This window comes from Desulfuromonas sp. TF (genome assembly GCF_000472285.1).
Taxonomy (GTDB): domain Bacteria; phylum Desulfobacterota; class Desulfuromonadia; order Desulfuromonadales; family ATBO01; genus ATBO01.
Genome location: NZ_KI421416.1, coordinates 1 through 12,021, shown reverse-complemented (window position 1 = coordinate 12,021; position 12,021 = coordinate 1). Strand labels below are relative to the sequence as shown.

The following is a 12,021-nucleotide window of genomic DNA, read 5'->3' as shown; positions in this document are numbered from 1 at the left end:
ATGCGCATTACGAGAGGCGATTCGCCCTCAGCGAAAGTTCCCCCTGTCGCACCTTCGATCCGGGGGCGGAAAAAAAAATGATCGCCGCCATCGACCGCGCCAAGGAAGCCGGGGATACTCTGGGCGGAGTCGTGGAGGTTATCGTGCAGGGTGCTCCGGTGGGGCTGGGAAGCCATGTGCACTGGGACAGGCGCCTCGATGGAAGGCTGGCGGGCGCGGTCATGAGCATTCAGGCGTTCAAGGGGGTTGAGATCGGCCTCGGATTCGAGGCTGCCCGCCTTCCCGGATCGATGGTGCATGACGAAATCGGTCATGACGAGAGGGGGTTCTTTCGCCGGACCAATCGCGCCGGGGGAATCGAGGGGGGGATGACCAATGGTGAACCGATCATCGTCCGCGGAGCGATGAAGCCGATTCCCACGCTCTACACTCCCCTGCAGACCGTCGACATGAATACCAAGGAACCTTTCAAGGCCACCGTGGAGCGCTCCGACATCTGTGCCGTTCCGGCGGCTGCCGTCGTGGCCGAGGCGGTGGTGGCTATCGAGATGGCGGGGGCCATGCTGGAGAAGTTCGGCGGCGACTCCATGGAGGAAGTCAGGGAGAATGTGGTTGCCTACCGAAGGCACGTCACTGAATTTTGATGGCGTTGCAGAAAATCCGCCCTACGGCGTTACGGCGTTTTTTCAGGACCTCGACATACCTGATGTATGCCTTCGCTCCTGAAAAACCACCAAGCCTTGTAGGACGAAATTTTTGCTTAGCCATCCTCTGAGTTTTGCGAAGGCATCAATTTTGAAACGATAGGAAGGTCTTGAATGCTGGAAAAACTGACGGTAGGTCTTTGCGAGAGAAGCTATCCCATCTGGATAGGTGACGGCATTCTGGATCGGGCAGCGGAGGCCCTCGAAGAAGCGGGGTTTCCCCGCACTATCGCCGTCATCAGCAATCCCACTGTCCATGCCCTTTACGGTCAACATTTTCTCGACGTTCTGCACGGGGCAAATTTAAAGGCCTCGGTGATTCTGGTCCCCGACGGGGAAGAACATAAGAATCTGGATACCCTCAAGACGATTTATGACGGCCTGATCGAAAAGGGGCTCGACCGTTCCTCCGGGCTTGTCGCACTGGGGGGAGGGGTCATCGGGGATATCACCGGATTTGCCGCCGCGACTTACCTTCGCGGCATCCCTTATGCCCAGTTTCCCACCACACTCCTGTCGCAGGTCGACAGCTCGGTCGGCGGAAAGACGGGAGTCAACCACCCTCTCGGCAAGAATCTGATCGGCGCTTTTTACCAGCCGCTGCATGTCCATATCGATGTGAACACTCTTTCGACCTTGCCGCGGCGGGAGTTTGCGGCCGGAATGGCCGAGGTGGTCAAATACGGCATCATTCGCGATCGCTCCTTTTTCGACTGGTTGTCGGCCGCCAGGGGTGGTTTGCAGAGCCTGGAATGCGATGCACTGGTACAGGCGGTAAAGAGATCTTGCCAAATCAAGGCGAATGTTGTAGAAAATGATGAAAAAGAAAGCTCCCTGAGGGCGATTCTCAATTACGGCCATACCTTTGGCCACGCAGTGGAAACGCTCAGCGGTTATGGCGAGGTGCGGCACGGAGAAGCCGTCGCGATCGGTATGGTCGTTGCCGCCATGATTTCCCGTGAACTCGGCTTATGCTCACGGGACGATGTTGCGGTCATTCGTGATCTTCTGGCCTCTTTCAATCTTCCGGTGAATCCTCCCGCTTTTTCATTGGATGCCTTTCTGGCAGCCATGGGTCGCGACAAAAAGGTAAAAGCAGGGGTCCTGCGCCTGGTCCTCAACCGGGGCATCGGGGATTGTCTGATCAGGGAAGTCGCGGACCCGGAGGCCCTTTTCGGAGCCGTTTTGCCTTCCTTATCGCAGAAATAGGTGAATATGTCCGAAACTGCCGCACCTTCTCTTCTGGGTAAAATCGCAGGCTATACAGAGATTCTGGCCAAGGATCCCCGTTCGAACATTTTTGTACCGCTCTCGGAAGCCTACCGGCAGATGGGCATGCTAGACGATGCCCTCGAAATCGTGTCGAAAGGCGTCCGAACACTCCCTTCCTACGCTCCGGGCTACACGGCTCTCGGGCGCATTCAGGTCCAGAGGGGGGCACGCGGGGAAGCCGTTGCCGCATTTGAAAAAGCCATTGAGCTGGACAGGGAAAACCTCCCTGCTCTGAAGGGGCTGGCCAGTCTTAAGCTGCAAGACGGTGACAGGGAACAAGCCAGGCTGCTGCTGCTGCGCTTGGCCGCGATCAAGCCCGACGATGCGGCGGTGCAAAAAACCCTCAGGCATCTGGCCGGAACCTCTTCGGCTTCCCCGTCAAGCCCAGGCGAAACCACTCAAGTGAAAAACCAGCCTTTTTCGCCTTCGAACCCTTCTCCCAAGCCGGGAGCTCCCATTTCAACGCCCACCATCGCCGAAATCTACATCAAACAGGGCTTCCCCAAACGGGCGCTGAAGGTCTACCGGGATCTGCTCGATGCCGATCCGCATAATGAATCGATACGGCAAAAACTGATCGCCCTGAAGAAGAGCCTTGCCGTTGCGGAACAGCAGGAACTCCGGGAGATTCCGGTCATGGATTCCGCCGATTCCGCTCAGAATCCGCCGGCGGCGACGCCGGAGCCGGTGAAAACAAGCGCCGGAGCCGACGCATACGCCGAGAAGCTGGAACTCTGGCTAACCTCGATTCAAAAGGGGAGGAAGCATGTTCAGTGAAATTCTGGAGGGGATCGTGGAAGGGACCAGCGGTGGAGTCGGAGCCGTCCTGATGGGGTATGACGGCATCGCCATAGAGCAGCACTTCAAACCCTGCGGAGGCGTCGATCTGCATATGATCGCCGTCGAGTATGCCAATGTACTCAAAGAAATCAAGAAGACGGCGGAAATCCTCAACACCGGCATCATGCAGGAGGTTTCGATTCAGACCGAGCGGTTCCAGGTGGTAATCCGCACCCTGACCGACGAGTATTTTGTGGCGCTCACCCTGGAGAGAACGGGCAATTTCGGCAAGGGGCGTTATCTGCTCATGCGTGAGGCGGCAAACCTCAAAGAGGCTCTGGCCTGAAGGGACAGTGATGGAAATACTCGTTCTGCATGGTCCCAATCTTAATCTCCTCGGCAGCCGCGAACCCGAAGTTTACGGTTTCGAGACCCTGGAGGATATCAACGGTCGCCTGGCCGCCGTGGCCGGGGAGATGGGAGTATCGGTGACCTGCTTTCAATCCAATCACGAAGGGGAGCTCATCGACCGCATACATCAGGCCCGAAAAGACGGGGCGGCCGGAATCATCATTAATCCCGGCGGCTTCACCCATACCAGCATCGCCCTGCGGGATGCCCTCTCCGCCGTGGCCCTGCCGGCGGTCGAGGTGCACCTTTCCAACATCCATGCCCGCGAAACATTTCGCCATCATTCCTATATCGCCCCTGTCGTCCTCGGGCAGATCTGCGGTTTCGGCCCCGCGGGTTACCTCCTCGGCCTGCGCGGACTTTTATTCACTTTAAAAAAATAATCATTGAGAATAAAAAAGACCTATGGTAGAAGACAGAGCCCCCCGGGCACGGCAGCTTCTTGAAAAATGCGAACTGGATGCGTTTGTTTTCTTCGATCCATCCAATATCCGCTATCTCTGCGGTTTCACCGGAACCGACGGGGCTCTGGTGGTCTCCAGGGAAAAGGACTGTTTTCTGACCGACTCCCGCTACACCACCCAGGCTCGCGCGCAGGTGGCTGCCGACCAGATTCGTGAATACAGCGTCAAGATCGACGGGGTCATTTCTCTGATCCAGGAACTGGATGTCCGGCGGGTCGGTTTCGAATCCGAAACGCTTCCCTTTGCTCAGGCCAAGAAACTTCAGGAGAAGGGAAAATCGGAACTGACATGGGTTCCGATCGGCGAAGAGGTCCTTTCCCTCAGGGGGGCGAAGGGCCCTTCCGAGATCGATGCGCTGCTTGAGGCCACCCGTATTTCAGCCGAGGCCTTTGAAGAGATTCTGCCCCTTGTCCGTCCCGGCGCCGTAGAGAAAGAGATCGCCCTCGCCCTGGAATTCGCCATGAAACGCCGGGGTGGAGAGGAAAAGGCCTTTGATTTCATCGTGGCCTCCGGATTCCGGGGAGCCCTGCCCCATGGCATCGCCTCGGATAAGGTGATCGCGTCTGGAGAGCTGGTCACCTTCGATTTCGGCACCCGTTTTGCCGGTTACCACTCCGACGAAACGGTGACGGTCGCGGTGGGAGAGGTCCCCTCCCGGCTGCGGGAGATTTTCGACACGGTGCTTCACGCCCATGATCTCGCCATCGCCCAGGTGCGCCCCGGCGTGGCTCTCAAGGATATCGATTCCGTTGCCCGCCGCCATATCGCCGGGCGCGGATACGGAGATTACTTCGGCCATGGCCTTGGCCACGGGGTCGGGCTGGAGGTGCACGAGTACCCCACCGTTTCTCCCCGTTCGGAAACAGTGGCCGAAGAAGGAATGGTCATCACCATCGAACCGGGCATTTATATCCCGGAACTTGGGGGCGTCCGGATCGAAGACATGGTTCAGGTGACGACCGACGGCTGCCGCCCGCTGACCCGTATCCCCAAAACGTTCCGCACGCTTCCGGTCTGACCGGAAACCGTTCACGACGGCGCGAGGCGCCGCGATTGCAGTCGTAAAGACAATCCCCGAAGGAGGAAAGATTCCATGGATATCAAAGACCTTAAAACCCTGATCAAAATGGTGACGGATACCGATATCACCGAATTCGAAATGGAAAACGCCGACGAAAAGATCATCATCAAGCGGGGCAAGGAGCAGGAGATCTTGCATGTGGCCGCGCCTCAGCCCTATTATCACCAGACTCCTCCCGCTCCCGCAGCCGCAGCGCCCGCGCCTCCGGCAGCAGCGGCCGAACCGGCGGCCGTAGCGGCTCCCCTGGAAAAAGGAGAAATCGTTACCTCTCCCATCGTCGGAACCATGTACTGGGCGCCTTCTCCCGATTCCGATCCGTACGTCACCGTCGGGCAGATCGTGGAGAAGGGGCAGGTTCTCTGCATTGTCGAGGCAATGAAACTCATGAATGAAATCGAAGCCGAGTTCAAATGCAAAATCCTTGAAGTCGTCAAGGCCAATGCCGAGCCGGTGGAATTCGGTGAGCCGCTTTTCCGGGTTGAACGACTCTAAAGCCAGGTAAAAGGTAAAAGGAAAAAGGTAAAAGGCACCTTCACCTGTTTTTGGAGAAAAGATATGTTTCATAAGATTCTGATCGCCAACCGGGGGGAAATCGCCCTCCGGATCATCCGGGCCTGCAAGGAACTCGGCATCAAGACGGTCGCGGTGCATTCGAATGTGGACAGTGAAGCGCTCCACGTCAAACTGGCCGACGAGAGCATCTGCATCGGACCTGCGCCGAGCATTAAGAGCTACCTCAACATGAAGGCGCTGATCAGCGCGGCGGAAGTCGTTGATGCGGACGCCATTCACCCCGGCTACGGTTTTCTCTCGGAGAATTCCGAATTCGCCGAGATCTGCGCCAACTGCGGGCTCACCTTTATCGGACCCACTCCCGAGAACATGCGCCTGATGGGGGACAAGATCAGCGCCCGGCAGACCGTTATCGCCGCCGGCGTGCCTATCCTGCCGGGCACCAAAGAGGGGGTCCATTCGGCTGAAGAGGCCAAAAAGATTGCCGGCGAAATCGGCTACCCGATCATCATCAAGGCGACCGCCGGCGGCGGCGGCCGGGGGATGAAGGTGGTTCACTCTCCGGCCCATATCGGCAACGCCTTCGCCGCCGCCCGTTCGGAAGCACAGGCCGGCTTCGGCAACCCTGAAGTCTATATCGAAAAATACTGCGAACGTCCCCGGCACGTCGAGATTCAGATTCTGGCCGACAAACACGGCAATGCCATTCATCTCGGGGAGCGCGACTGCTCCATTCAACGCCGGCATCAGAAACTCATCGAGGAAGCCCCCTGTCCGGTCCTGAGCCCGGCTCTGCGCAAGAAAATGGGGGATTGCGCCGTCGCTGCAGCCAAGGCGGTCAATTACTCGAGTGTCGGGACCATGGAATTCCTTCTCGATGCCGACAACAATTTCTACTTCATGGAAATGAACACCCGGGTCCAGGTGGAGCATCCGGTGACCGAGATGGTCACCGGAATCGACATCATCAAGGAACAGATCCGCAGCGCCGCCGGTCTTCCGCTGCGGTTCAAACAGTCAGATATCAAGATCAACGGCCATTCCATCGAATGCCGCATCAATGCCGAAGACCCGATAAAGTTCACCCCTTCGCCCGGAAAGATCGTCGGGTATCACACTCCCGGGGGACTCGGCGTGCGGGTGGACAGCGCGGTGTACGACCAGTACACCGTTCTGCCCCATTACGATTCGATGATCGCCAAGCTCATCGTTCATGCCGATACCCGCGAGGAAGCCATCAAGCGCATGGCCAGGGCTCTCGATGAGTACATCATCGAGGGGATCAAGACCACCATTCCCTTCCATCAGCGGATCATGGCGAACAAGGAGTTCATCGAGGGGGCCGTCGACACCGGTTTTCTGGAACGACTTGTCCTCTGAATCGAGCCTGCCGGGGCCGGGGCAACGCCCCGGCCCCTTCGTTTTTGAGGTGGATGAATGACCGCACCGCCGTGGCGGTTGATCCGCTCGGAATTCCGAAGCGGCGCCGAAAACATGGCTGTGGACGAAGCCCTGCTCGAGGCCGTGGCCCGGGGGCTTTCCGGGCCGGTGCTTCGCCTTTATCGATGGGCTCCCCCCACGGTGACCCTGGGGTATTCCCAGCGGGGGGCGGAGGTCGTCAACCTCGAGGCCTGCCGGGATCTCGGTCTCGCAGTGGTGCGGCGGTGCACGGGAGGACGTGCCGTTCTCCACGATCACGAGGTGACCTATGCGGTCATCTCGCCGGAGCGCAGCGCAGTCTTTCCGGGGGGGATCCTGGAAAACTACAAGGTGATCGCCGGCGTATTGCGGCGGACTCTTGAACTCTCCGGGCTGGCGGCCGAGATGGCACCGGGCCGAAGCCATGGCGCCAGTGGGGAGGGTGTCCAGCAGACCGCCTGCTTTACCGCTCCTTCGAGCTACGAGCTGGTCTGCCGGGGATGCAAGGTGACGGGCAGCGCCCAGAAGCGTCATGGAAGCGCATTTCTCCAGCACGGTTCGATCCCGGTGGAGATGGATCTGGAGCGGCTCTTCCTCGCCCTGGATACCCGCCGGCATACCAGTGCCGCTGCCGGCGGACGGCTCCTGGGCCGAAGCATCGGGTGGATGAACCGCTGGCTGGAGAGCCCCGTCACCGTCTCCGATGTTGAAGACCGGCTTGTGGCCGCATGCGCAGAGGTCTGGGGTATCCGGTACATCGAATCCGGGCTCACGGCCGCTGAGGAGGCCAGGGCTGTTTTGCTGAAGGAAAAATATGCCGATCCATCCTGGAATTTGAAGGGAATCGGTTGACGCGTGCCGCGGCATCTCGCTGTTACGCTGTAAATCAATGAGATATTGAAAGGAGATGCTATTATGAAGAGGTTTGCAGTATCCATGACGATTCTGTTTACCGCTCTTTTGCTGACGGGCATGGGCGGACTGGGAGGGGGGCCTGAAGGGACGGTTCCGGAAACCAAGGAAAATATCAAGGCCCGGGTGTTCGATCGCTCGGGAGCAGTGGCCGAACTGAGTCAGTTTTCCATGGACGGAAATGTTTTTCTCATGGGAAAGTTCGGAGACGGTGAAGTCACGGTGTTTTTCAAGGACCTTCGAGGAGTCGATTTCAATCAGGTCACAGGCGAGTACATTCCGGCAAAGCTCCAACTCGATTCCGGAGATGCCCTGGATCTGAAGATCAGGAAGCGGGCGGTTTTTTACGGCAGCACCGGTTTCGGGGCCTACCAGATCAGGGCAAGGGACATCAAACGGATCGAGTTTCCAGAGGGTGAAGGCTGACATGACCTGCACCTAGGCTGCAGGGTCGAAACCCACTAACATCCCGGCCCTTGTATTCCCCGTTTCAATTGCGTTACATTGATGCGTCTTGTTTCCCGAATAGCCATAGGTACCATGAGCCGCCATCTCTTTACCGGACTTCTTGTGCTTAGTCTCGTTCTTCCCGCCCGGGCGGAACGTCTCGATTTGAGAGAATCCGAACGCCTGGCTCTCGAGCGCAACCTGAACCTGCGGGCCGAGACTTTCGACACCATGGCCTCGGAAGCGGCAGTTCGCAAGGAATACGGGATCTATGATCCCCTGGCTGAAGCCAGTGTGTCCGAGGGAACAAGCCGCGAGCGAACCATCTTCATCTTTCAGGGCGGGTTGGTCGGCAAGCAGGTTATCGACTTCCGCCGAGCCGACTTCTCCCTGACCCAGAGACTCCCCACAGGTGCCGATCTCGTTGCCGCCTTCACAAATCTGCGCGAGGACAGCAACCTTCCTACCCGCACCTTCGATCCCTCTTACAACAACGAGCTTAAATTCTTCCTGCTCCAGCCGCTCCTGAGGGATTTCGGCCGCACGGTGACCGAGCAGGGGATCCTCTTCGCCATCAAGGACCGTGAAATTGCGGTCCAGGATCTCAGGGAAAGAGCGTTCGACATTCTGTCCCAGGTGCGAAATGCCTATTTCGACGTTCTGCGCTACCGCGACGAGCTGACGTACCGGGAGGCGTCGGTGGACCTGGCGAAGAAAGTCCTGGCTGAGAACCGGGCCCGGGTCGATGTGGGGGTGCTGGCGCCCGTCGAAATCCTTGAGGCAGAGGTCGGACTGAAGCTGCGCGAGGGGGAATTGCTCGATGCAGAGCGTGCCTATCTGGATTCCCTGGATAATCTGGCCGTGCTGCTCAATGTGCCCGCCCCTGTCGAAGTGACGGGCGAGGAGCTTGGCCAGCCGGAAATCGAGACCCACGAGGAGGAAGGGTTCCGTTCAGCCCTGGAAAAGAGGCCGGACATCCGTCGCCGCCTTAAGGAGATCGAGCGTCTTGATCTCGAAAGCAAGATTGCCCGCAACCAGACCCTGCCTGCTGTTGATCTCTTCGCCAGTTATTCGCACAAAGGCCTCGGTGGGGAGTACAACGATGCCATGGACGACATCGCCTCAAATGATTTTGAGAACTGGGAGGTTGGCCTCAACCTTTCCTATCCCATCGGTAACCGGGAAGCCCGTAACGAATACCTACGCACCCGCCTTCGTCTCAAAGGGAGCCATGCCCGGTTGGCCCTGCTCAAAGAAGAGGTCCTCAACGAGATACGGGCCGCTATCCGTCTTCTGGATGTCAGTGCCAAGAAAATCGAGGTGGCTTCGCGCGGGCGGGACTTGGCCGAAGAACAGTTGCGCACCTTGCTCAAACGCAAGGAGGTCGGCTTGGCCACCACCCGCGACGTACTGGAAGGGGAAGAGGATCTGGCAGAGGCGAGGACCGAGCTCACTGCTGCTCTCGCCGATTACAACAAGGCGGTGACCGATTATCTCAGGGGCACCGGAAAGCTGCTGGAACATGAAGGGGTCCGCTTCACCGCCGCGGTCGATCCCGACGACGAGAGTTCCCTTCTGGGAATGGACGCTCAATGACTCTCACTATCGGACACATTACCTACGCCAACTGCGCCCCTTTTTTCCATTATCTCCCCGCCGCAGGCTTCTCCGGGGAAATCGTGCCCGGAGTCCCCTCGCGGCTGAACAGGATGTTGGCCGATGGCGAACTCGACGCCAGTCCGTCCTCCTCCTTCGAATATGCCCGCAACTGGCAGGAATACCTCCTTCTCCCGGGACATTCCATCAGTGCTTTCGGGCCGGTGAAGAGCGTCCTCCTCTTCTCCCCCCGTCCCTTGGAGGAGCTGCAGGGGATAGAAATCGCCCTGACCGGCGAATCGGCCACCTCGGTCAACCTGATGAGGATTCTGCTGAAGGAATTCCTCGGACACGGAGAGGTAAACTGCCGGGTTCCAGAGCGGCCGGTGGAAGAAATTCTCGCCGAAGGCAGTCCGGCGCTGCTGATCGGCGACCGGGCCCTGAAGGCCTCACTGGAGAAGGTGGAGGGGCGGTGCGTCTATGATCTCGGCGAACTCTGGCAGCGCTGTACCGGGCTGCCTTTCGTCTTCGCCCTGTGGATACTCAGGCGGCAGTCGGCCCTGGAAAAGCGCAGGGAGATAATCGACCTGCTGGCGCAACTGGCCGAGTCCCGGAGGAGGGCCTTTGCCTCTCTGGAAAAGCTGGCGGCGGAGAGCCCCGAGCGTCAGTGGATGGGTGAGGAAGGGCTGGCCGATTACTGGCGGTGCATGTCCTACGAGCTGACCGAGGACCACATTGCAGGGCTGCAACTCTTCTTCCGGCTCTCCGTCAAGCACGGCCTGCTCGATCAGGTCCCTGAAATCCGGTTCTTCGAATGATTCTCCTCCGGAAGGGAAGGGGGCCTTTTCCTTGACACCGAAGGCGCAAATCGACTATTAATATCCACCTCTTTGCCCGGGTGGCGGAACTGGCAGACGCAAGGGACTTAAAATCCCTCGGCTTTGGCCGTACGGGTTCGATTCCCGTCCCGGGCACCACTTCAAAGTAACAAAAATTAAGGGATTATTAGCCAGTGTTTGGCTGACACCATGATTGTTTTTAACGGTTATTCGGCCGATCCCTGTGACAAATGCGTGATCGCTGGCTACAACACATGGCAACTCAGAATTATCTGAATGGACTAACTAAACGGGACACTAGCTTAGCTATGGTCGAAGTCTTACCGCTATTGAGAAATCAGTTATGTTCTTTATTTATTTAATAACACCCAAGGCCTTAAAAAGGTTTTTTGGGTATTCACTATTACCTTCTATATTCATCATCTCTTGGGTAGAATAATATTTTTTTGAATAGAGTTTATTTTCTTTAAAATAATAGACTGATATTTTTTCTCCCTTGTTGTAGATTGCCAGCTGTTCTTTCTTCCTTGGGATAATGTTTTTTGTTGGCACTCCTTCTGTTCGGATAATATCTGTAAATGTTAAATCTTGCTGAATAACGTTTAATTCATCTGTTTTTTGATCTAAATTTGTGACATTCGCTTGGGACTGCAATTCTTTTTTAGATGCTTCTTCAAAAGATGGTTTCTGGTTTTTTTGGCTAGTTTCACAGGCTCCCAAACTTAAAACAACAAACAACAAAATAAACCCTCGCATAAGAATCCTCCTCATTGAAATATCCTGCAAGTCTCATGTGCAATTATTGGCCGACCCGCGGTTGACAAAAGTATATAATATAAAAAATAAATTTCCGACAAAGATTTTCCTGGTGTCCCGGTCGGCGAGCCGCAGGAGGTGGAATTCGTAATCCGAGAGAATGCGCGCATGTTCCAGCACTATGTTTCCCAACTGACCCTCTGGCGCCGAATGCGCTGAAATATAAAATAAGGAGTGGGATTCTGATTCCTGGCATCCAGACAGGGACTACACGGGATTGTGACAAGCGAACAGGCCAAACATAACGCGGCCCCTGGTAGCACTCAGGGGCCGCGTTATGTTTTTCGGAAATCTTCCTTCATCACCAACAGGCTAGTTCTTCAGCTGCCTACCACGCCGCTTCCAACCCCAAAATCAGGGAAATTCCGGCGATAGAAAGAAGCCTCGATAATGTTGCTCTGGATTTTTGTACCCCCTGGGGCATAACTCGCCGCGACCTGGCATCGTTTTGCAAATTGCTTCAATTTATCCTGCCGAAAAATTCCAAAGGTTTTCTCCCAATTCCTTCGTACAGAATCCGTAGATCTCATAAACCATTTTCCTGACACTGCACTCCATCCGGCTGACCGGCAGGTTTATCCCCTGGCCATGTGCACGGTGAGCATCCTTGGCGTGGCTGTCAGAATCCATAGTTGTTAAGTGCCACGACATCGTGGACGGATTTTCGTGCCACAACATCGTGGACACTCAATGGATTAACGTAGTCGGTAATCGAACTCATCTACCTGGGTTTTTTCCACGAAGACTTTCAGTTTCTGCTCTTTGAC

General features: G+C 56.7%; 13 protein-coding genes and 1 tRNA gene. 13 read left to right on the top strand and 1 reads right to left on the bottom strand.

The features are described from left to right. From aroC to DTF_RS0106770, 13 genes are all read left to right on the top strand, one after another. On the top strand, nt 1–644 hold a 644-nt coding region (gene aroC / locus DTF_RS27115), incomplete at its 5' end, for a chorismate synthase (RefSeq protein WP_226989204.1). A gap of 174 nt (nt 645–818) precedes the next feature. After that, the gene (gene aroB / locus DTF_RS0106825; RefSeq protein ID WP_226989202.1) at nt 819–1,913 is read left to right on the top strand and encodes a 3-dehydroquinate synthase; all 1,095 of its coding nucleotides are present in this window, start codon (nt 819–821) and stop codon (nt 1,911–1,913) included. A 6-nt stretch (nt 1,914–1,919) separates the two neighbouring features. Next, nucleotides 1,920–2,753 (top strand): tetratricopeptide repeat protein, encoded by an 834-nt coding sequence (locus DTF_RS25305; RefSeq protein WP_051361057.1) that lies wholly within the window; start codon nt 1,920–1,922, stop codon nt 2,751–2,753. Continuing rightward, the gene (locus DTF_RS0106815) at nt 2,743–3,102 is read left to right on the top strand and encodes a GTPase (protein ID WP_027714718.1); all 360 of its coding nucleotides are present in this window, start codon (nt 2,743–2,745) and stop codon (nt 3,100–3,102) included. Before DTF_RS25305 ends, DTF_RS0106815 begins: the two co-directional genes overlap by 11 nt. A gap of 10 nt (nt 3,103–3,112) precedes the next feature. Further along, entirely contained in the window at nt 3,113–3,550 is a 438-nt protein-coding gene (gene aroQ / locus DTF_RS0106810) for a type II 3-dehydroquinate dehydratase (RefSeq protein ID WP_027714717.1), read from the top strand. 22 nt (nt 3,551–3,572) lie between these two features. Continuing rightward, entirely contained in the window at nt 3,573–4,649 is a 1,077-nt protein-coding gene (locus tag DTF_RS0106805) for a Xaa-Pro peptidase family protein (protein ID WP_027714716.1), read from the top strand. A gap of 75 nt (nt 4,650–4,724) precedes the next feature. Beyond that, nucleotides 4,725–5,204: an acetyl-CoA carboxylase biotin carboxyl carrier protein gene (accB, locus tag DTF_RS0106800; protein ID WP_027714715.1), complete on the top strand. Its 480-nt coding sequence runs from the start codon at nt 4,725–4,727 to the stop codon at nt 5,202–5,204. A 63-nt stretch (nt 5,205–5,267) separates the two neighbouring features. Next, the gene (gene accC, locus DTF_RS0106795; protein ID WP_027714714.1) at nt 5,268–6,605 is read left to right on the top strand and encodes an acetyl-CoA carboxylase biotin carboxylase subunit; all 1,338 of its coding nucleotides are present in this window, start codon (nt 5,268–5,270) and stop codon (nt 6,603–6,605) included. 57 nt (nt 6,606–6,662) lie between these two features. After that, nucleotides 6,663–7,496 carry a lipoate--protein ligase family protein gene (locus DTF_RS22320; protein WP_051361056.1) on the top strand — a complete coding sequence of 278 codons (834 nt, stop codon included), beginning with the start codon at nt 6,663–6,665 and terminating at the stop codon, nt 7,494–7,496. 63 nt (nt 7,497–7,559) lie between these two features. Then, nucleotides 7,560–7,982: a hypothetical protein gene (locus DTF_RS0106785; RefSeq protein ID WP_027714713.1), complete on the top strand. Its 423-nt coding sequence runs from the start codon at nt 7,560–7,562 to the stop codon at nt 7,980–7,982. Between the two features lie 114 nt (nt 7,983–8,096). After that, nucleotides 8,097–9,599 carry a TolC family protein gene (locus DTF_RS0106780; protein ID WP_027714712.1) on the top strand — a complete coding sequence of 501 codons (1,503 nt, stop codon included), beginning with the start codon at nt 8,097–8,099 and terminating at the stop codon, nt 9,597–9,599. Then, the gene (locus tag DTF_RS0106775) at nt 9,596–10,417 is read left to right on the top strand and encodes a menaquinone biosynthetic enzyme MqnA/MqnD family protein (RefSeq protein WP_027714711.1); all 822 of its coding nucleotides are present in this window, start codon (nt 9,596–9,598) and stop codon (nt 10,415–10,417) included. Before DTF_RS0106780 ends, DTF_RS0106775 begins: the two co-directional genes overlap by 4 nt. 74 nt (nt 10,418–10,491) lie before the next feature. Continuing rightward, nucleotides 10,492–10,576, top strand: a tRNA-Leu gene (locus tag DTF_RS0106770). A 216-nt stretch (nt 10,577–10,792) separates the two neighbouring features. Here the strand turns inward: DTF_RS0106770 and DTF_RS0106765 are convergent. Then, on the bottom strand, nt 10,793–11,194 hold the full coding sequence (locus DTF_RS0106765) for a hypothetical protein (protein WP_155890741.1): 402 nt from the start codon (nt 11,192–11,194) through the stop codon (nt 10,793–10,795). Nucleotides 11,195–12,021 lie beyond the last annotated feature (827 nt).

Bases quoted from the DNA above. Each gene is read 5' to 3' on its own strand.
- aroB (WP_226989202.1), top strand. From the start codon at position 819: ATGCTGGAAAAACTGACGGTAGGTCTTTGCGAGAGAAGCTATCCCATC.
- DTF_RS25305 (WP_051361057.1), top strand. From the start codon at position 1,920: ATGTCCGAAACTGCCGCACCTTCTCTTCTGGGTAAAATCGCAGGCTAT.
- DTF_RS0106815 (WP_027714718.1), top strand. From the start codon at position 2,743: ATGTTCAGTGAAATTCTGGAGGGGATCGTGGAAGGGACCAGCGGTGGA.
- aroQ (WP_027714717.1), top strand. From the start codon at position 3,113: ATGGAAATACTCGTTCTGCATGGTCCCAATCTTAATCTCCTCGGCAGC.
- DTF_RS0106805 (WP_027714716.1), top strand. From the start codon at position 3,573: ATGGTAGAAGACAGAGCCCCCCGGGCACGGCAGCTTCTTGAAAAATGC.
- accB (WP_027714715.1), top strand. From the start codon at position 4,725: ATGGATATCAAAGACCTTAAAACCCTGATCAAAATGGTGACGGATACC.
- accC (WP_027714714.1), top strand. From the start codon at position 5,268: ATGTTTCATAAGATTCTGATCGCCAACCGGGGGGAAATCGCCCTCCGG.
- DTF_RS22320 (WP_051361056.1), top strand. From the start codon at position 6,663: ATGACCGCACCGCCGTGGCGGTTGATCCGCTCGGAATTCCGAAGCGGC.
- DTF_RS0106785 (WP_027714713.1), top strand. From the start codon at position 7,560: ATGAAGAGGTTTGCAGTATCCATGACGATTCTGTTTACCGCTCTTTTG.
- DTF_RS0106780 (WP_027714712.1), top strand. From the start codon at position 8,097: ATGAGCCGCCATCTCTTTACCGGACTTCTTGTGCTTAGTCTCGTTCTT.
- DTF_RS0106775 (WP_027714711.1), top strand. From the start codon at position 9,596: ATGACTCTCACTATCGGACACATTACCTACGCCAACTGCGCCCCTTTT.
- DTF_RS0106765 (WP_155890741.1), bottom strand. From the start codon at position 11,194: ATGCGAGGGTTTATTTTGTTGTTTGTTGTTTTAAGTTTGGGAGCCTGT.